This window comes from Micromonospora chaiyaphumensis (assembly GCF_900091435.1).
GTDB lineage: Bacteria > Actinomycetota > Actinomycetes > Mycobacteriales > Micromonosporaceae > Micromonospora > Micromonospora chaiyaphumensis.
Window position 1 is genome coordinate 100,400 of sequence record NZ_FMCS01000012.1, and the last position, 18,766, is coordinate 119,165.

The 18,766-nt window shown below is 73.0% G+C and carries 19 protein-coding genes and 1 pseudogene; 7 read left to right on the plus strand and 13 right to left on the minus strand.

What is annotated here, in order from left to right; genetic code table 11:
* Window positions 1-146 precede the first annotated feature (146 nt).
* Window positions 147-674, plus strand: coding sequence for a hypothetical protein (locus tag GA0070214_RS27195; RefSeq protein ID WP_139141913.1), 528 nt, complete (start codon window positions 147-149; stop codon window positions 672-674).
* Between the two features lie 264 nt (window positions 675-938).
* Here the strand turns inward: GA0070214_RS27195 and GA0070214_RS27200 are convergent, their stop codons facing one another.
* From GA0070214_RS27200 to GA0070214_RS27225, 6 genes and pseudogenes are all read right to left on the minus strand, one after another.
* The gene (locus GA0070214_RS27200; protein ID WP_091269362.1) at window positions 939-1,334 is read right to left on the minus strand and encodes a hypothetical protein; all 396 of its coding nucleotides are present in this window, start codon (window positions 1,332-1,334) and stop codon (window positions 939-941) included.
* Window positions 1,335-1,345: 11 nt separating this feature from the next.
* Entirely contained in the window at window positions 1,346-1,897 is a 552-nt protein-coding gene (locus tag GA0070214_RS27205; protein ID WP_091269363.1) for a GNAT family N-acetyltransferase, read from the minus strand.
* 115 nt (window positions 1,898-2,012) lie between these two features.
* The gene (dxs, locus tag GA0070214_RS27210) at window positions 2,013-3,959 is read right to left on the minus strand and encodes a 1-deoxy-D-xylulose-5-phosphate synthase (RefSeq protein WP_091269364.1); all 1,947 of its coding nucleotides are present in this window, start codon (window positions 3,957-3,959) and stop codon (window positions 2,013-2,015) included.
* 70 nt (window positions 3,960-4,029) lie between these two features.
* A pseudogene (locus GA0070214_RS27215) lies at window positions 4,030-5,189 on the minus strand (anhydro-N-acetylmuramic acid kinase).
* A gap of 13 nt (window positions 5,190-5,202) precedes the next feature.
* Complete coding sequence (locus GA0070214_RS27220) at window positions 5,203-6,441, minus strand: class I SAM-dependent RNA methyltransferase (protein ID WP_091269365.1); 1,239 nt, start codon at window positions 6,439-6,441, stop codon at window positions 5,203-5,205.
* Window positions 6,438-8,501, minus strand: a complete 2,064-nt coding sequence (locus GA0070214_RS27225) for an APC family permease (protein WP_091269366.1) — start codon at window positions 8,499-8,501, stop codon at window positions 6,438-6,440. The genes GA0070214_RS27220 and GA0070214_RS27225 overlap by 4 nt, the downstream gene beginning before the upstream one ends.
* A gap of 158 nt (window positions 8,502-8,659) precedes the next feature.
* On the opposite strand from GA0070214_RS27225, the gene GA0070214_RS27230 reads away from it, so the two are divergent.
* Window positions 8,660-9,325, plus strand: coding sequence for a potassium channel family protein (locus tag GA0070214_RS27230; RefSeq protein ID WP_091269367.1), 666 nt, complete (start codon window positions 8,660-8,662; stop codon window positions 9,323-9,325).
* Between the two features lie 2 nt (window positions 9,326-9,327).
* Window positions 9,328-10,017, plus strand: a complete 690-nt coding sequence (locus GA0070214_RS27235; protein WP_091269368.1) for a potassium channel family protein — start codon at window positions 9,328-9,330, stop codon at window positions 10,015-10,017.
* Window positions 10,018-10,036: 19 nt separating this feature from the next.
* Here the strand turns inward: GA0070214_RS27235 and GA0070214_RS27240 are convergent, their stop codons facing one another.
* The 4 genes from GA0070214_RS27240 to dut all read right to left on the minus strand — a co-directional run bounded on the left by GA0070214_RS27240 (window position 10,037) and on the right by dut (window position 12,508).
* The gene (locus tag GA0070214_RS27240; protein ID WP_091269369.1) at window positions 10,037-10,711 is read right to left on the minus strand and encodes a DUF3159 domain-containing protein; all 675 of its coding nucleotides are present in this window, start codon (window positions 10,709-10,711) and stop codon (window positions 10,037-10,039) included.
* Entirely contained in the window at window positions 10,708-11,088 is a 381-nt protein-coding gene (locus tag GA0070214_RS27245) for an OB-fold nucleic acid binding domain-containing protein (RefSeq protein WP_091269370.1), read from the minus strand. The genes GA0070214_RS27240 and GA0070214_RS27245 overlap by 4 nt, the downstream gene beginning before the upstream one ends.
* Before the next feature lie 246 nt (window positions 11,089-11,334).
* The gene (locus tag GA0070214_RS27250) at window positions 11,335-11,985 is read right to left on the minus strand and encodes a DUF3710 domain-containing protein (protein ID WP_091269371.1); all 651 of its coding nucleotides are present in this window, start codon (window positions 11,983-11,985) and stop codon (window positions 11,335-11,337) included.
* 25 nt (window positions 11,986-12,010) lie between these two features.
* Window positions 12,011-12,508 (minus strand): dUTP diphosphatase, encoded by a 498-nt coding sequence (gene dut, locus GA0070214_RS27255; RefSeq protein WP_208602929.1) that lies wholly within the window; start codon window positions 12,506-12,508, stop codon window positions 12,011-12,013.
* Window positions 12,509-12,594: 86 nt separating this feature from the next.
* On the opposite strand from dut, the gene GA0070214_RS27260 reads away from it, so the two are divergent.
* The gene (locus tag GA0070214_RS27260; protein WP_091269372.1) at window positions 12,595-13,086 is read left to right on the plus strand and encodes a DUF3093 domain-containing protein; all 492 of its coding nucleotides are present in this window, start codon (window positions 12,595-12,597) and stop codon (window positions 13,084-13,086) included.
* Window positions 13,087-13,107: 21 nt separating this feature from the next.
* Here the strand turns inward: GA0070214_RS27260 and GA0070214_RS27265 are convergent, their stop codons facing one another.
* Together GA0070214_RS27265 and GA0070214_RS27270 are read right to left on the minus strand one after the other, a co-directional pair.
* Complete coding sequence (locus GA0070214_RS27265; protein ID WP_091269373.1) at window positions 13,108-14,007, minus strand: hypothetical protein; 900 nt, start codon at window positions 14,005-14,007, stop codon at window positions 13,108-13,110.
* 130 nt (window positions 14,008-14,137) lie between these two features.
* Window positions 14,138-14,434 (minus strand): DUF4193 domain-containing protein, encoded by a 297-nt coding sequence (locus GA0070214_RS27270; RefSeq protein WP_091269374.1) that lies wholly within the window; start codon window positions 14,432-14,434, stop codon window positions 14,138-14,140.
* A gap of 436 nt (window positions 14,435-14,870) precedes the next feature.
* On the opposite strand from GA0070214_RS27270, the gene GA0070214_RS27275 reads away from it, so the two are divergent.
* Window positions 14,871-15,383: a LytR C-terminal domain-containing protein gene (locus GA0070214_RS27275; RefSeq protein ID WP_208602936.1), complete on the plus strand. Its 513-nt coding sequence runs from the start codon at window positions 14,871-14,873 to the stop codon at window positions 15,381-15,383.
* Between the two features lie 61 nt (window positions 15,384-15,444).
* On the opposite strand, the gene GA0070214_RS27280 is transcribed toward GA0070214_RS27275, so the two are convergent.
* Window positions 15,445-16,266 carry an inositol monophosphatase family protein gene (locus GA0070214_RS27280; protein ID WP_091269376.1) on the minus strand — a complete coding sequence of 274 codons (822 nt, stop codon included), beginning with the start codon at window positions 16,264-16,266 and terminating at the stop codon, window positions 15,445-15,447.
* A gap of 287 nt (window positions 16,267-16,553) precedes the next feature.
* Between GA0070214_RS27280 and GA0070214_RS27285 the strand changes: the two genes are divergently transcribed.
* Both GA0070214_RS27285 and GA0070214_RS27290 read left to right on the plus strand, forming a co-directional pair.
* The gene (locus GA0070214_RS27285; RefSeq protein WP_091269377.1) at window positions 16,554-18,164 is read left to right on the plus strand and encodes an RNA polymerase sigma factor; all 1,611 of its coding nucleotides are present in this window, start codon (window positions 16,554-16,556) and stop codon (window positions 18,162-18,164) included.
* Between the two features lie 245 nt (window positions 18,165-18,409).
* Window positions 18,410-18,643 (plus strand): DUF7455 domain-containing protein, encoded by a 234-nt coding sequence (locus GA0070214_RS27290; protein ID WP_013284786.1) that lies wholly within the window; start codon window positions 18,410-18,412, stop codon window positions 18,641-18,643.
* Window positions 18,644-18,766: the final 123 nt, after the last annotated feature.

The following is an 18,766-nucleotide window of genomic DNA, read 5'->3' on the forward strand; positions in this document are numbered from 1 at the left end:
GGCTGGCTCGCTGCCGGCGTCTCGCGCCAACCGAAGGGCCGACCCGTCGCGATACGCGGACCGTATTGACGCCCTCACCCACCGGGAGCAGATTCCAGGATGCACCCGGCCGGCGCGGCCGGGGCGTCCCGGAAGGACGGTCTGCCATGAACAGGATCAGGTCCACCGGTAAGGCTCGACTCGCCTCGGCGGTGGCGCTGCTCGCGCCGTCGCTCCTGCTCGCCGCCGGGCCGGCGCCCGCGCACGCCGCCGACACGACCACCCGGATCCTCCGGGCCCCGCTGGACCTATCCGTCGTCCTGCCCTGCGCCAACGGCGGCCTCGGCGAGGTGGTCGACTTCGACGGCACGATCTCCGAGGTCTACCACGTGACCGTCGACGGGACCGGCGGGTTCCACGTGCACATCGTCGAGACCCAGTCCAACGTGCACGGCATCGGCGCGACGACCGGCGACCGGTACGTCAGCACCCGGGTCAACCTCTTCGTCTACAACCAGGGCTCCGGCGGGCTGCCGATCACCTCCACCCAGGAGCTGGTGTTCAAAATCGTGGGGCCGGGGCCGGGCAACGACGCCACGCTCCGGATCAGGAACCACACGACCCTCAACGCCGACGGCACGGTGACGGTCGCCTTCGACACGTTCTCCGCAGAGTGCGAGCCCACCGCACCCTGACGGCCCGTCGTCGGTTGCGGTGGGGGGTTCGGGGCAGCCCGACCCGCTCCGGGCGGTCAGGCTTGATCCCTGCGCGGGTCGGCTGCCCCGAACCCCGCGCTGATCGATGTCCGTCCGTGGGTTGCGGCTTCACCCTTCGGCGATCTTGGTAGGAAATGGCCCCCATAGGGGCCGTTTCCGTCCAAGATCTTCCCCGGTCGCCTCCTACACGAGGAGGCGGAGGGGATTCCTAGGCGCTGTCGCTCACACCACGCCATGCAGGCGCTACGGATCAACCGGACGACGGCGCAGGAAACTTCGGATGTCGTCAAGGCCGTCGAGCGCACGACCATCGACGTCCGACGAATCCGCCGCCGCACGCATCGCCAAGGACTCTGCCAGGGCCAGTGCCTCATCACTGAGGTGCCCGAAGCGCCGAGCGGTATGTCCCAGGCACAGACCGGCCAGTCCGAGGAGGGGACTGCCCGCCACGGCCCGGGTCCCGACCTCGACGCACCAGTACTCCACGAACGCCTGGTCATCGTCGTTCAACGCGATCCCCACCAGCACGCTTGCGGCCTCGCCCTCATGGGAGCGATCGCGCAGGGCCCGCTCCAACTTCTCGGCTACGCCCTCATGGGGTAACGCTGGAGGATTCTCGAAGCGCCGGTGCGAATGCATGGCGCAGAAGATTACGCCCCAGCCGCACGAACGTTCATCACTTCAAGCCGCATGCAGACGTACCTGGAGTTGTCTGGGCCCGCCCGGCTCTCCCCGTCCGGATTCCAGCCGTGTCTGGTGTAGAACGCTCGCGCGCGGCTGTTCCGCCCCCATACTTCGAGGAGACCGGTCGGCAGGGAAAGGTCCTCCAGGTATCGCACGAAGAGCGCGTGCAACCTGCTGCCGATGCCCTCTCCCCACCTGCCCGGGACGACGTGAATCTGGTACAGCTGGCCTACCGCATCGCCGTCCACCTCCGTCGACAGCGGAGGACCCATGGCGGCGATACCGATGATGCGGCCGTGGACGGTGGCCCTCAGGACCCTCTTGCGGGGTGATTCGATCGCTGCCGCCCAGCCGGCTCGCTGTTCCCGCGCCAACGTGGGATTCACGATCGATTCGGAGGCCAGTCCGCCTGCTCCGTAATAAGCCAGACGCGCCTGCGTGTGCACGTCGATGATTCCGTCCAGATCGGCGAGGGTCGCATCCCGCACGTCCATTGAGCGGCCCCGGCGCAGATCCATGCATCGACATTACTAGTTCACACGTGCGCCGAGTGGTTGCCGGAGGCGCGACAGCCCTCGATGCCGAACGGGCGGCCCTGCGCGAAGCAGGACCGCCCGTTCTACGTAGCTGAGGTCAGTTCTTGGCGGTGGCCTCGTCGGCGGCCGTCTCGACGGACTGCGCGTCCAGCCCCGAGATCCACCCGGTGACGTCCCGCGCCACGTCCTGAGCCGTCAACCCGAGGTCCGCGAGGATCTGCGCCCGCGTCCCGTGCGGGTGCCAGTCCGCCGGCACACCGAGATCCTTGACGGGCACGTGAACGTCGGCGTCGCGCATGGCCTGAGCGAGCGCGGAACCCACGCCCCCGACCCGCACGCCGTCCTCGACGGTCACCACGAGCCGGTGCCCGGCCGCCAGCTCGACCAGCTCAGCCGGCACGGGCCGCACCCACCGCGGGTCGACAACGGTCACGCCGTACCCCTGCTCGGCGACCCGGGTGGCGACCTCCATGCCGAGGCCGGCGAAGGAGCCCACCGCGACGAGCAGCACGTCGGTACGCGCCGACTCCGCCAGCACGTCGACCGGGCCGACGCGGCGCACGGCCGGCAGGTCGGCGGCCACGGTGCCGGTCGGGAAGCGCAGGATGGTCGGGCCGTCGTCCACGGCCACCGCCTCGCGCAGCTCCTCGCGGAGGGTGGCCGAGTCGCGGGGCGCCGCGATGCGCAGGCCGGGCACCACACCGAACACCGACATGTCCCAGATGCCGTAGTGGCTGGGCCCGTCGGGGCCGGTGATGCCGGCGCGGTCGAGCACGAAGGTGACCGGCAGCTTGTGCATGGCCACGTCGAGCAGGACCTGGTCGAACGCGCGGTTGAGGAAGGTGGCGTAGACAGCGACCACCGGGTGCAGGCCGCCCATGGCCAGGCCGGCCGCCGAGGTGGCGGCGTGCTGCTCGGCGATGCCCACGTCGTAGACCCGGTTCGGGTGTTTGCGGGCCAGGGTGGCGATGCCGGTGGGCTCGGCCATGGCGGCGGTGATGCCGACCACGTCGGGGCGCTCGTCGGCGATGGCGACCAGCTCGTCGGCGAAGACGTGGGTCCACTTCACCGACGGCGCGGCGAGCAGCTTGCCGGTCTCGATGTCGAACGCGCCGCCCGGGCCGTGCAGGCGGTCCGCCTCGTCCTCCTCGGCCGCGCGGTAGCCGTAGCCCTTGCGGGTGACCGCGTGGACTATCACCGGGCCGCCGAAGTTCTTGGCGGCGCGCAGCGCCGACTCGATCGCGGGGACGTCGTGGCCGTCGACCGGGCCGACGTACTTGATGCCCAGGTCCTCGAACATGGCCTGCGGGGCGACCGCGTCCTTGATGCCCTTCTTGACCGCGTGCAGCACCTCGTACATCGGCTTGCCGACCAGCGGGGTCGAGCCGAGGGCCTCCTTGACGGTGTCGAGCACCTTCTCGTAGCCGGGGTTGAGCCGCAGCGACGAGAGGTGGTCGGCGAGACCGCCGATGGTCGGCGAGTAGGACCGGCCGTTGTCGTTGACCACGATCACGAGCGGGTTGCCGGCGGTGGCGATGTTGTTCAAGGCCTCCCAGCACATGCCGCCGGTCAGGGCGCCGTCGCCGACCACGGCCACCACGCTGCGCTTCTCGCCGCGCAGCGCGTACGCCTTGGCGAGGCCGTCGGCGTAGGAGAGGGCGGTGGAGGCGTGCGAGTTCTCGATGAGGTCGTGGTCGCTCTCCGCCTGGCTCGGGTAGCCGGAGAGGCCGCCGCGCTGGCGGAGCTTGTCGAAGCCCTCCTGCCGGCCGGTGACGATCTTGTGTACGTAGGCCTGGTGGCCGGTGTCGAACAGGAGCCGGTCGCGCGGCGAGTCGAAGACCCGGTGCATGGCCAGCGTCAGCTCGACCACGCCCAGGTTGGGGCCGACGTGCCCGCCGGTGCGGGAGACCTTGGCGACCAGGAAGTCCCGGATCTCGGCGGCGAGGATGTCCAGCTGCTCGGCCGTCATCCGCTTCACGTCCTGCGGGCCGCGGACGGTGCCCAGCAGCCGACCGTGGTTGGCCGTGCCCTCTTCAACACTCATGACCGAAGAGTCTATCGGCCACCCGACAGCCCGCAGCCCGGCCGTGGATCTTCCCAGGTCAGGCTCCCGATCAGGGGGTGACGACCAGTCGGCGGGGCGGATCCGCCGGCACCGCGGCGAACGGGGGCCCGGAGGGGGTCCAGGAGCCCAGAACGGCCGCCCGGGAGGCGCCGGTGACGGAGGGGATGGCCCCGGGCAGACCGTGCCACGAGAGCCACCCCAGCAGGGCGAACGCGTACGCTTCCTTGGCCTGGGCCGGCACCCCAGCTCGTCGGTGGTGCGCAGCCGCCAGCGCCCCGCGCCGAGCGCGGCGAGCCGGGCCCGGAGTGTGGGATTGCGCACTCCCCCGCCGGCGGCGATGACCTCGGTCACTCCGTGCCGGTCGCAGGCGTCGGCGACCGTCCGGGCGGTCAGCTCGGTGAGCGTGGCCAGCACGTCGTCGGCGGGCACCGGCTCCCCCAGGGCGGCGAGCTGGTCGTCCAGGTAGCCGCCGTGGAACAGCTCCTTGCCGGTCGACTTGGGCGGGGCCGCGGCGTAGTAGGGCTCGGCCAGCAGCAGCGCCAGCAGCCCCTCGTGCACCCGCCCGGCCGCCGCCCGCGCCCCGTCGAGGTCGCAGGGACGGTCCAGGAAGCGCCGGGCCGCGGCGTCCAGGAGGGCGTTCGCCGGGCCCACGTCGTACCCGAGGACCGGCTCCCCGGGGGCGACCACGGTGAGGTTGGCGATGCCGCCCAGGTTGAGCGCCGCGCGCGGAGCGGCGGCCGCCTCGAGCAGCAGCGCGTCGAACGCCGGGACCAGCGGCGCGCCCTGGCCGCCGGCCGCCACGTCCGCCGACCGCAGGTCGTGCAACACGGGTACGCCGACACGGGCGGCCACCCGGGCCGGCGCGCCGAGCTGGAGGGTGCCCCGCACCCGGCCCGCCTCGACCCAGTGGAAGACGGTCTGCCCGTGGGAGACCACCGCGTCGGCCGTGCCGCCGGCCAGCTCGACGCCGGCCGCCGCCGCCTCGGCGAAGACCTCGCCGAGCCGGTTGTCCAGCCGGCAGACCGCCTCGATGGTGGTGGCCGCCGGGGGCAGCAGCGCGCCGATCTGGGCCCGGAGGTCGTCGGGGTAGTCCAGGCTGCGGTGCCCGAGCGGGCGCAGCCGCAGCGTGTCCCCGTCCCGGGTGAACTCGGCCGCCACCACGTCCACCCCGTCGTACGAGGTGCCCGACATCAGCCCGACGATCTTCATCGGGCCAGGCTAGTCAGTTCTCCGGTGGCAGGAACAGGCCGACCAGCTCGACGTGCTGGGTCATCGGGAACAGGTCGAAGCCGCGCAGCGCCGCGAGCCGCCAGCCCGCCCCGGTGAAGGTGCGCACGTCCCGGGCGAAGGCGGCCGGGTCGCAGGCCACGTACGCGACCGCGCGCGGCCCGGCGGCCACGATGTCCCGCACCACCGGTGCGCCCGCGCCGGAGCGCGGCGGGTCCAGCACCACGAGGTCGACGGGGCCGGTGACCCGGCGGCGGGCCAGCGCGGTCTCCACCCGGGCGGCCACCACCTCGACCCGGGGCAGGTCGGCCAGGTTGGCCCGGGCCGCGTCCACCCCGATCCGGCTGGACTCGACAAGGGTGACCCGGGCGTCGCCGACCCGGCCGGCAAGGGCCGCGGCGAACAGCCCGGCGCCGCCGTAGAGGTCCCAGGCGGTCTCGCCGGGGCGCGGGTCGAGCAGGTCGAGCACCGCCCCGACCAGGGTGTCCGCGGCGGCCGGGTGCACCTGCCAGAAGCCGGCCGCGGGCAGCGTCCAGTCGCGGCCGGCCGCCACCTCGCGGACCTCCGCCGGGCCGCGGACCGGGGTGGGAACCCCCTCGGCGTACGCGACGACGCTCACGTCGCCGCCCGTGGAGGCGACCGTCTCGACGGCGTCGGCGTCCGGCCAGGTCGCCCCGCTCGGGGTGAGCACCGGCAGGTCCTGGATGGCCGGGTGGGCGATCAGGCAGCGGTCGATCGGCACCACCTCGTGCGAGCGGTGCTTGAGCAGCCCGGCCCGGCCGGCCGCGTCGACGGCGTACCGGACCCGGGAGCGCCAGCCCAGCGGCCCGCCGGGCAGCGCCTCGACCCGCACGCCGAGGGCGTCGACCTGGTCGTCGGTGAGCCCGCCCAACCGGGTGAGCTGCTCCCGCACCACGGCGGCCTTCCAGTCGAGCTGGGCGGCCGGGGTGACGTGCTGGAGGTCGCAGCCGCCGCAGCGGCCCGGCTTCGCGTACGGGCAGGGTTGCTCGACCCGGTCCGGCGAGGCGGTCAGGATCTCCACGGCGTCGGCGCGGGCGAAGCCCCGGTGCAGCTCGGTCACCTCGGCCACCACCCGCTCGCCGGGCAGCGCGTGCCGGACGAAGACCACCTGGCCGCCGACCCGGGCCACGCAGTGCCCACCGGGGGCGACCGCGTCGACGGTCAGCTCGACCCGTTCGGCCTCCTCCAGCCCGCTGCGGGCCGGCGCGGTCACGGGCGGTCCCCCGCGCCGCTCTCGCCGGGGGGCGCCGAGACCACGGGCGGGACGCTGGGCGGCAGGGTGCTGCGGGGGGCCACCCGGGGGCCGCGCGCCGGGCCGCGGGTGAGGGTGGCGTCCAGCCGGTCCAGGTTCTTGCTGGCGGTCGACGCGAGCTGCCAGGGCACGCTGGTGACCATCACGCCCGGCTCGAAGAGCAGCCGCCCCTTGAGCCGCAGCGCGCTCTGGTTGTGCAGCAGGTTCTCCCACCAGCGGCCCACCACGTACTCGGGAATGAAGACGGTGACCACGTCGCGGGGCGACTCCCGGCGGGTCGACGCCACGAAGTTGAGGATCGGCCGGGTGATCTCCCGGTACGGGGAGTCGATCACGGTGAGCGGCACCGGCAGCTCCCGCCGCTCCCAGTCCGCCTGGAGGTCCCGGGTGTCCTTCTCGTCGACGTTCACGGTCACCGCGGTCAGCGTGTCCGGCCGGGTCGCCCGGGCGTAGGCGATGGCCCGCAGCGTGGGCTGGTGCAGCTTGCTGACCAGCACGATGGCGTGGTTGCGGGCGGGCAGCACGGCCCGCTGCTCGGTCGGCTCCAGCTCCGCGGCCACCCGGTCGTAGTGCCGGCGGATGGCCAGCATGAGCAGGTAGATCACCGCCATGGCGGCGATGGCGATCCAGGCGCCCAGCAGGAACTTGGTGATCAGCACGATGACGAGCACCACGCCGGTCATGGCCATGCCGAACGCGTTGATGGCCCGGGAGCGGACCATCCGGGCGCGCGCCTCCGGGTCCCGCTCGGTGCGCAGGTGCCGGTTCCAGTGCCGGATCATGCCGGCCTGGGACAGGGTGAACGAGACGAACACCCCGACGATGTAGAGCTGGATGAGCCGGGTCACCTCGGCCTGGAAGCCGATGATCAGCACCACGGCGGCGACGGCCAGGAAGACGATGCCGTTGGAGAAGGCCAGCCGGTCGCCGCGGGTGTGCAGCTGGCGGGGCAGGTAGCGGTCCTGGGCCAGGATCGAGCCGAGCACCGGGAAGCCGTTGAAGGCGGTGTTCGCGGCCAGGAACAGGATCAGCGCGGTCATCCCGGCCACCACGTAGAGCAGCACCGAGCCGTCACCGAAGACGGTCTCCCCGAGCTGCGCGGTGACGGTCTTCTGCACGTACCCGTCCGGCCCGGAGACGATCTGCGCCGGGTCCTCGACGAACTGGAGGCCGGTGAGCTTGGCCAGCCAGATGATGCCGACCAGCATGCTGACCGCGATGGTGCCGAGCAGCAGCAGCGTGGTGGCCGCGTTCTTCGACTTCGGCGTCTTGAACGCCGGTACGCCGTTGGAGATCGCCTCCACGCCCGTGAGCGCCGCGCAGCCGGAGGAGAAGGTGCGCAGCAGCAGGAAGATCAACGCGAAGCCGGTCACGCTGTGCTCGGCGTGGATCTCCAGCCCGGCGCTGGGCGCCCGCAGGTCGTCGCCCAGGATGAAGATCCGGACCAGCCCGGTCAGCAGCATGCCGCCGATGACGATCACGAAGCCGTAGGTGGGGATGGCGAACGCGGTGCCCGACTCGCGCAGGCCGCGCAGGTTCATGGCGGTGAGCAGCACGACGGCGCTGACCGCGATGAGCACCTTGTGGGTGGCCACGAACGGCACCACCGAGCCCAGGTTCGCCACGCCGGAGGAGACGGACACCGCCACGGTGAGCACGTAGTCGACCAGGAGCGCGCTGGCCACCGCGAGCCCGGCCCGCGGCCCCAGGTTGACCGTCGCCACCTCGTAGTCGCCGCCGCCGGAGGGGTAGGCGTGCACGTTCTGCCGGTAGCTGGCCACCACGGTCAGCATCACCACGACGACCGCGAGCGCGATCCACGGCGAGAAGAAGAAGGCCGACGCGCCCGCGATGGAGAGCGTCAGCAGGATCTCGTCCGGGGCGTAGGCGACGCTGGAGAGCGCGTCGGAGGCGAAGACCGGCAGCGCGATGCGCTTCGGCAGGAGGGTGTGCTGGAGGCGGTCGGACCGGAACGGTCGACCGAGGAGGAGTCGCTTCAGCAGCGAGGTGGGTCTGGCCACAAGCGCCAAGAGTACGACCAGCGCGCGTCGGGCGGTGGGGGTGCCTGATCGCCCCGCCCGCGCCCGCGCGGTACCGTTCGGTCCCCCGCCCGCAGCGGAGACGTGGCAGGCTCGCAGACGACGGGCCAGCGGGCGGCACCGTGGGAGGAGCGGACACCGTGCATGTCGTGATCATGGGCTGCGGCCGGGTCGGGTCGACCCTGGCCCACAGCCTGGAGTCCCGGGGGCACTCGGTGGCGGTGATCGACCAGGACGCGGACGCGTTCCGCCGTCTCGGGCCGGACTTCGCCGGCATCACGGTCACCGGGGCCGGCTTCGACGGCGAGGTGCTGCGCCAGGCCGGCATCGAGCGCGCCGACGCCTTCGCCGCGGTCTCCAGCGGCGACAACTCCAACATCATCTCCGCGCGCCTGGCCAGGGAGACCTTCGGCGTGTCCCGGGTGGCCGCCCGGATCTACGACCAGCGCCGCGCCCAGGTCTACGAGCGCCTCGGCATCCCCACCGTGGCCACCGTGCGGTGGACCGCCGAGCGGATGCTGCGCCACCTGGTCCCCGAGGGCAACGTGGAGATCTTCCGGGACCCGACCAGCACGGTGTCGATCATCGAGGTGCCGGTGCACAAGGACTGGATCGGCCGGTCGCTGCGGCAGCTCGAGGAGGCCACCGGCGCCCGGGTGGCCTACCTGATCCGGTTCGGGATCGGCACGCTGCCCACCGCCTCCACCGTGGTGCAGGAGGGCGACCAGGTCTTCATGCTGGTGACCGACGACATCACCGCCTCGGTCACCTCGGTGGCGGCGGCGCCGCCCGAAGGGGGGCAGTGAGCATGCGCATCGCCATCGCCGGCGCGGGCAACGTGGGCCGGTCGATCGCCCAGGAGCTGATCGACAACGGCCACCAGGTGATGCTGATCGAGCGCCAGCCCAAGATGCTCCGCCCCGACCGGGTGCCGGCCGCCGACTGGGTGCTCGCCGACGCCTGCGAGCTGGCCAGCCTGGAGGAGGCCAACCTGGCCGGCTGCGAGGTGGTCGTGGCCGCCACGGGCGACGACAAGGTCAACCTGGTGGTGTCGCTGCTGGCCAAGACCGAGTTCGCGGTGCCCCGGGTGGTGGCCCGGGTCAACCGGGCCGAGAACGAGTGGCTCTTCACCGAGCAGTGGGGCGTCGACGTCGCGGTGAGCAAGCCGCGGGTGATGGCCGCGCTGGTCGAGGAGGCCGTCACGGTCGGCGACCTGGTCCGGCTCATGACCTTCCGCCAGGGTGAGGCGAACCTCGTCGAGATCACCCTGCCGCCCACCGCGCCCTACGTCGGCCAGCCCATCCACACCGTGCCGATCCCCCGGGACGCGGCGCTGGTGGCGATCCTGCGCGGCAAGCGGGTGCTGGTGCCCAGCCCGGACGACCCGATCGAGGCCGGCGACGAGCTGATCTTCGTGTGCACCGCGGCCGTGGAGGACGAGGTGCGGGCGGTGATCCTCGGCCCGGGCAGCGTCGAGCGCAACCGGGAGCGGGCCTGATCGACCGCTGTCCGGGGGCTCAGGCCCCCGGCAGCGGCGCCGGCGCGGTCTCCCGGGTCACCCGGCGCACCACCCAGACGGTGATCAGCAGCAGCAGCGCGTACGGCGGGTAGCCCAGGGCGAGCCGGGCCACGCCCAGCGCGGTGTCCTGGTGGGCAAGGTAGAGCCCGGCCTGCACGCCGACCTTGGCCAGCCACACCACGCCCCAGAGCACGGTGAGCTGGGTGAAGGTGCGCACGAGCCGCGGGTCGTCCCGCCACTCGGAGCGGCCCTTGGCCACCAGCACCGACCAGATCCAGCCGACGAGCGGCTGCCGGATGGCCGCCGAGAGCAGCAGGGCCAGGCCGTAGCCGATGCCGTAGAGGATGCCGGGCAGGTAGAAGTCGCGCTCGTCGCCGGTGCGCCAGGCGATGGCCGCGCCGATGGCGATGCCGAACAGGCCGTTGACGGCGTGCCGCACCGGCCGGCGCTGCGCGAGCCGCAGCCCGGCGATCAGCAGCGCCACCGCCACCGAGGCGATCACCGCGGGACGCAGGTCGCCCACCACGTTGGCGATCACGAAGACCACCACGGGGATGCTCGACTCGACCAGGCCCCGCCAGCCGCCGAGCTGGTCGGCCATCTGCTCGGCGATGCTGGGCAGCCGCTCGTCCTCCGGCCCGAGTTCCGGCTCGGTGTGCTGTCCGGTCGTCACTTCGGCGACTCCAGCTCGTAGTACGGGTTGTAGATCACCTTGCGGTCGTCCCGTACGGCCACCCGGCCGCGGGCGGTGAGGTGCCGGCCCGGCTCGATGCCGGCGATGTGCCGCCGGCCCAGCCAGACCAGGGTGACCACGTCGCTGCCGTCGTAGAGGTCGGCCTCCAGCGTGGGCAGGTTGGTCCGGGGCGTGTAGACCACGGTGCGCAGCCGCCCGGTGACCGAGACCACCTGGCCGCGCGAGCACTGGCGGGCCGGCATGCCGCCACACTCGGCGCTCTCCCGTTGCAGCTCCTGCGCCTCGATCTCGGCCTCGCTCGCGGTGAGCCGTTGCAGGAACCGCCGCAGCGACACCCGGCTCTCGTCGGTCGTCATGACCTCCGCGTCACCCTCTCCACGCCGGCCGGCTCGCGCCGGCTCTGGGTCGGCCCCGGGGTGCCGGAACCGTCCCGCCAGCGTACGCCGATCCGGCCCCCGGGCGGGACCGGCGTCGGGGCGTAGCGCCACCGTGGCCGCCCACGCGACGGGCCCGGCGTCGTCGACGTCACGCCGACTCCGACCGGGCCCGGATCGCGGTGCTCAGACCTCAGCCTCGCGCTGCTGCGGCGCGAGGCTGAGGGCTCACGCCTCCCGCTGCTGCGGCGCGCCCTCCTGCTGGGCGTGCTGCTCGGCCACCTCGCGGGGCAGTCGCAGCGGCAGCGGCTCACGGACCGGCTTGGCCTCCTGGCCGCGGTCGACGACCAGGCCGTCCAGGCACGCCTCCAGAGGGCCCGCGGCGGCCGGGTTCGTGGCGGCCTCGCCCTGGTAGACCCCGCGCACCATCCAGCGCGGCCCGTCGATGCCGACGAAGCGCAGGTCGGTGATGCCCTCCGGGGTGCGGACCCGGGCGCGCAGCTCGGTGCCGTACTCCCCCTCGACCTCCTGGGCGGCGGCGCCGTCGTTGAACAGCGACTGCCGGATCTCCTCGCGCACCTCGTCCCAGATGCCCTCGGAGCGGGGCGCGGCGAAGACGCCGAGCTGGAGGGCGTTCTGGCCGTGCACCAGCACCACCTGCTGGATCACGCCCTGCGGGTCGGCCTGCACCCGCACCTCGACGTCCGGCACCGCCGGGATCTGCAGGCTGCCCAGGTCGAGCCGGGGCGCGTCGGGCGCCTCGGACACGTCGTAGGGGCCACGGGCCGGCGACTGCGGGGTCTCCTCGTCGAGGACCCCGGTGTCCCGCTCGTCACGCGCGTGCCGCGCGCCCTCGGCCCGCTTACGGGAGAAGATCACTGCGCCCACCCTCCGCTGTTCGCACTCACCCTGCCACCTCTTCCGTCCGCCCGCCCGCCGGAGCCGGGACCAGTCCGGCGTGCCCGCCGGTGGAGCCGTGGCCGCCGGTCCCGCGCCGGGACGCGGGCAGCTCGACCACCGGCTGGAACTCGGCCCGGGCGACGCGCTGGACCACGAGCTGCGCGATCCGGTCGCCCCGGCTGATCTTCGCCGGCGTCTCCCGATCATGATTGATCAGGTTGACCAGGATCTCACCCCGGTAGCCGGCGTCGACCGTACCGGGCGCGTTGAGCACCGTCACGCCGAGCCTGGCCGCCAGCCCCGATCGGGGGTGCACGAGGCCGACGTACCCCTCCGGCAGGGCGATGGCCACACCGGTCGGCACCAGGGCCCGCCCACCGGGCGGCAGCTCCACGTCCGCGGCGGCCACCAGGTCCGCGCCCGCGTCGCCGGGATGGGCGTACGCCGGCAGCGGCAGCTCCGGGTCGAGCTGTCGTACGGGCACGGGTACGACGTCTGTCACGGTGATCCTCTTCCGTCCGGTCCATGCGGGGGTGACCCTGCCATCCTGCCGGTTCGGCGGCCGCCCGCGCGCCGTACCCTCGGAGTGTGCGTCAGTCGTCATCCCCGGCCGCCCCGGTGGCCGCCGCCGCGGCCTACTCGGAGCGTCTCGGGCTGCCCTGGTGGGCCTGGCCGATCGGCCTGGCCCTCGCCGGGCTGCTCGCCGCCGAGCTGTGGATGGGCGCGACCGGCGTCCGGGCCTGGCTGCCGTTCGTGCTGTTGATCCCGGCGGCCGCGGCCACCCTGTGGTGGCTGGGCCGGATCCGGGTCACGGTGCGCGACGGTGAGCTGCGGGTCGACGACGCGCGCCTGCCGGTGCGCTTCATCGCGGACGCGGTGCCGCTGGACGCGGCCGGCCGGCGCGAGGTGCTCGGCGTCGGCGCCGACCCGCTCGCCTTCGTGGTGCAGCGCCCGTGGGTGGGCGGCGCCGTGCAGGTGGTGCTGGACGACCCCGACGACCCCACCCCGTTCTGGGTGGTCAGCTCCCGGCGGCCGGTCGAGCTGGCCACGGCCCTGCTCGCCGCCCGCGACGCCGCCTGACCCGCCCGGCGGTCCCCGGGGTCAGGGGCGTGTGCCGGGCAGTGCGCGAGCCTGGTGGCGCAGGTCCTTGCGGAGCTGGTCACCGAGGGCGCGGGTGGCACGCCGGTTGAGATAGCCGGCCACGGCGGCGCCGGTGAGGAACGGGCCGAGCGTCGTGAGGTTGCGGCCGAACCGGCGCAGCAGGCTGTCGCGCAGCTCGCGGCGGGCGGCGGTGCCCAGCACCGCGCTGACCCCGACCCCCGGCATCATCGGGTTGACGCCCCGCTGGGTGGCCCAGGACTGCACGAGCGACACGGCCCGCTGCGCGCCGCCGGTGGGCAGCGGCACCCGGTGCACCTCGTGCAGCTCGCCGATCAGCTTCAGCTCGATCGCCACCACGGCGACCGTCTCGGCGGCCAGCAGCACCGGGGCCGAGAGCAGGGTCGGGGTGACCGCCCACTCGACCGCGGCCACCCCGCCACCGGCCGCGCCCACGCCGGCGGTGGTCCGGGCCGCGTTGCGGATCAGGCGGTCGGCGAGGGCCTCGTCGTCGAGCCCGGGGAAGTGCTTCCGGAGCGTGGCCAGGTCGCGGATCGGCACGTGCGGCGCGATCTCGGCGACCGTGTCCGCCATCCAGCGGACCGCGGCCTTCGGTTTGAACAGGTCGGAGATGCCGCGGGCGCGGGCCTGGCCGACGAGCCGGGTGAGCAGCTGGCGACGTCGGGCCACGGGCAGGTCGTCGGCGGTCAGCGCCGCGACGGTCGCCCCGAGCTCGTCGGCGTCGGCACTCGGCCGGCCGCCGTCCGCGCCGGGCTGGTCGCCGTCCGCATCCTGCGGTGTCGACTCGGCGGCGGCGCTCGCGCGGGCCTTCTCGTCGGTCGGCCGGGCGGCGCCGTCCCCCTCGGCGCCCGGCCCGTCGGCCCGCTCGCTGCGCTCGCTCACCCGTCCGCCCTCCTGCTCCGCGGCGTTTCAGCCGCCGGTACGAGTCAAGCAGCTTCCCGCCACCGGCGCACGGCGGCTCGATAAGCGGCGGCCCCGTCGAGGAGGCCGCCGCTGGTGTCTCGGGTCGGGGTCAGACGCACTCGCGGCAGATCAGCTCGCCGTTGCGCTCGACCGCCAGCTGGCTGCGGTGGTGGACCAGGAAGCAGCGGGCACACCGGAACTCGTCCTGCTGCATCGGTAGCACCTTGACCGTGAGCTCCTCGTCGGCCAGGTCGGCGCCGGGCAGCTCGAAGCTCTCGGCCACCTCGGCCTCGTCGACGTCCACGGCGCCCGACTGTGTGTCGACGCGCCGGGCCTTGAGCTCTTCCAGGCTGTCCTCGCCGAGGTCGACCTCGTCGCGACGCGGGGCGTCGTAGTCGGTGGCCATCGGTTTCACTCTCCCATATCGATATGGTCGCTTCCGGTTGTAACGCCGGACGACGCTGTTTCGGTTCCGCTGGCCGGCCACCAAATGTGTCGGTCACCCGACCCGACCGTCGTGGGCCGGGACCGCCAGGAAGGAACTCCCCCAGCGAGCGCGGAACCTTACCCCCCCTTTGGGCGAGGCATGTATACCGCCCTCGCGGCAGAGATGTACGCCCCTGCGCCCGAAGTTGTTCCCAATGTGACTCAGGCGACACGAAGATAGGGGTAGTAGTACCCGTTCCCTCGGTGGCGCGCCGGTATGTCGGACTGTTTCCACGCGACAGCCGGACAAGCGTTAACCTCAGCGGCGTACTCGACGGCCGGCGGGCGGACCGACCGCCGGCGGTCGCCGCCACCCAATCACCGTCCGGGGAGCGCCCAGAATGAGTTTTGCGCGAGTGCGGGCACTCGTTGTCGTCGGACTGCTGGCGGCCATCGCCCTGGTCTTCGTCGTGGTCGCGGTGCTCCGCGACACCCAGAGCAAGGCGGGCACCGCCGAGAACTGCCCCGAGGGCTGGCCGATCGCCGACGTGCGGCTGCGCGAGCAGAAGGACGTCAAGATCAACGTCTACAACGGCACCGAGGAGGTCGGGCTGGCCGGCAGCGTCGCCGACGACTTCCGCAACCGCAAGTTCCAGGTCAAGAAGGAGGGCAACGCCCCCAAGGCCGTGGACGACGTGGCGGTGCTGCGCTTCGGCCCCAAGGGCGTCGGCTCCGCACACCTGCTGCGGGCCTACTTCCTGAACAACGCCAAGCTGGAACCGGACCTGAAGCGCAAGGACGACACGGTCGACGTGATCCTCGGCAACGGATTCCAGCAGCTGGCCACCACCACCGAGGTCAACCAGTCCCTGGGTGACCTCGGCTCGCCGCAGGCGCCGGCCGGCACCTGCCCGGGCCCCGTCAAGTAACCGCCGTCACGAAAGGGGTGGCCGCCGGAGCGGCCACCCCTTCTCGTATCGGCGGGACCGGTCACGGGCCGCCGGAGGCGTCCAGGGCGGCGAGCCGGGTGTGCAGCGGCTCGTGCAGCGCGGGCGGCGCGGCGAGCACCAGGTCCGGACCGGGCGGCCGGCCCGACAGCCCGGTCACCAGCAGCCCGGCCTCGCGCGCGACCAGCCCGCCCGCGGCGAGGTCCCAGGCGGCCAGCCCCTTCTCGTAGTAGGCGTCCACCCGGCCCTCGGCGGCCAGGCAGAGGTCGAGCGCGGCCGCGCCCATCCGGCGGATGTCGCGCACCTGCGGGATCAACTCGGCGACCACCCGGGCCTGGTGCGCCCGGCGCCCGGCGTCGTAGCCGAACCCGGTGGCCACCAGCGCCTGCCCGAGGTCCGTCTCGGCGGAGCAGCGCAGCCGCTGCCCGTCCCGCCAGGCGCCGCCGCCCGCGGTGGCGGTCCACTCGTCGCCGGTGACCACGTTGCGCACCACCCCGGCGACGACCTCGCCGGCCACCTCCGCGGCCAGCGAGACCGCGCAGTACGGCAGCCCGTAGAGATAGTTGACGGTGCCGTCGATCGGGTCGACGATCCAGCGCACCCCGTCCTCGGCGGCCGGGCCGGTCTCCCCCGCGCCGTACTCCTCGCCCAGCACCGCGTCGCCCGGGCGCCGCGCCCGCAGCGCCTCCAGCACCTGGCGCTCGACCGCCCGGTCGGCCGCCGTGACCACGTCGGTGACGGTGCTCTTGGTCGCGGCGACCGAGACCCCCTCGGCCCGCATCCGGTGCGCGGTGGCCGCGGCGTCCCGCGCGACCTCGACGGCGATCGTGAGCAGTTCCTGCGGCGTGGGCGCCGAGGCGATCATGTTCGTCCCCTTCCGGCACGATCCGGACCGGCCGGTTCGTGCGCGGGTATCATCCTTACAAAGTCCACAACTGTGCCTAATCAGTGGTCCGTACGGCCGGTCCACCGTGCGGCGCAGGATGATCGCCGCAGACGGCGTTACAATTCACCCTGCCCCACGCGCCACGGACCGCCAGCGACCGGTCGGCCCGGGACACGGGGGTCCCTCAACGACATCGCCCGGCACGGCGTTCCGCACTGCGCCGGACGACCCGGCCGTGCTCGCTCTTCGCCTCCGGAAGGTCATTCGTGACAGAACCACGCCAGACCGGCGCCGACGTTCGCTCGCTCACCGACACCCTGATCGCCCACGCGCAGAGCGCCGGCGGCCAGCTCACGTCGGCCCAGCTCGCGCGCACCGTCGAGTCCGCCGAGGTGACCCCGGCCCAGGCCAAGAAGATCCTCCGTGCGCTCTCCGAGGCGGGCGTGACGGTGGTCGTGGACGGCTCCGCGAGCACCCGCCGCCGGGTCGCCGCCGCCCGGTCCGCCACCCCGGCCTCCCGGGCCACCACCGCCAAGACCACCAAGAAGGCCGCGGCGCCCGCCCCGAAGCAGGCGCCGGCCGCCGAGGAGGCCCCGGCACCCGCCCCGCGGAAGGCGACGGCCCGGAAGGCCGCCGGCACCACCGCCGAGGTGGCCGCCAAGGCCGCCGCCCCGGCGAAGGCCACCAAGACCACGCGGGCCACCAAGGCCACCGTGGCCGCCAAGACGGCGGCCGCGAAGCCGGCCAAGGACGCCCCGAAGGGCGAGGGCGCCGAGGGCGAGATCGACCCCGAGGAACTCGCCGCCGAGATCGAGGACGTGGTGGTCGAGGAGCCGGCCGAGCTGACCCAGGCCGCCGAGGCCGACGCGGCCAGCTCCGCCACCGACAACGACTTCGAGTGGGACGACGAGGAGTCCGAGGCACTCAAGCAGGCGCGCCGGGACGCCGAGCTGACCGCCTCCGCCGACTCCGTCCGGGCGTACCTGAAGCAGATCGGCAAGGTGCCGCTGCTCAACGCCGAGCAGGAGGTCGAGCTCGCCAAGCGGATCGAGGCCGGCCTCTACGCCGCCGAGCGGCTGCGCGCCGCCGACGAGGGCGAGGAGAAGCTCACCCGCGACATGCAGCGCGACCTGCTGTGGATCTCCCGGGACGGCGAGCGGGCCAAGAACCACCTGCTGGAGGCCAACCTCCGGCTGGTCGTCTCGCTGGCCAAGCGCTACACCGGCCGCGGCATGGCCTTCCTCGACCTCATCCAGGAGGGCAACCTCGGCCTGATCCGCGCGGTCGAGAAGTTCGACTACACCAAGGGCTACAAGTTCTCCACCTACGCCACCTGGTGGATCCGCCAGGCCATCACCCGCGCCATGGCCGACCAGGCCCGCACCATCCGCATCCCGGTGCACATGGTCGAGGTGATCAACAAGCTCGGCCGGATCCAGCGCGAGCTGCTCCAGGACCTGGGCCGCGAGCCCACCCCGGAGGAGCTGGCGAAGGAGATGGACATCACACCGGAGAAGGTGCTGGAGATCCAGCAGTACGCCCGGGAGCCCATCTCGCTCGACCAGACCATCGGTGACGAGGGCGACAGCCAGCTCGGCGACTTCATCGAGGACTCCGAGGCCGTCGTCGCGGTCGACGCGGTGTCGTTCTCGCTGCTGCAGGACCAGCTCCAGCAGGTCCTCCAGACGCTGTCCGAGCGCGAGGCGGGCGTCGTGCGCCTGCGCTTCGGCCTCACCGACGGCCAGCCCCGCACCCTGGACGAGATCGGCCAGGTGTACGGCGTGACCCGGGAGCGCATCCGGCAGATCGAATCCAAGACCATGTCCAAGTTGCGGCACCCCTCGCGTTCCCAGGTGCTCCGCGACTACCTGGACTGACCGCCACGCGTCAACCAGACGTGTCGGTTTGATCACCAGCCGTAGAACACTCTCCGGTGACCTGACGGTTGCCCGTTTGTGATCGTTGACGTGGCACCCTTGGTGCACGGCACACTGTCTTCCACGCCAGGTGTGACCTCCGTCCCCGACGGGCACACAGGGAAGGCAGGGCCCGAGAAGGGTGTTGCACGATAGGTGAGCAACCGAAGAGAGTGTTCATCGGTGACGACCAGAGGAGGAAGGCGATGACCCCGACCCTCACGCCGCCGCCCGAGACGGTGAGCCCCCCGGCCGCCGATGAACGGTGCGACCGCTGCAATGCTGCCGGCAAGCTCCGGATCACTCTGGCGGGTGGGAGCGAGCTGGTGTTCTGTGGGCACCACGCGAACAAGTACGCGGAGGATCTCGTGAAGATCACCGTGCGCTACGCGTCGGACCCGGAGTTCAGCTGGCGTGGCGCCGATCTGATGGCGAACTGAGTAAGGAATCCGCAACTCGACATAAAGCCGGCCGGAGGTCCCCAGGGACCTCCGGCCGGCTTTTTACGCACCCACCCGCCACCCGCCTCGCCCCCGCTCGCCCCCGCTCGCCCCCGCTCGCCC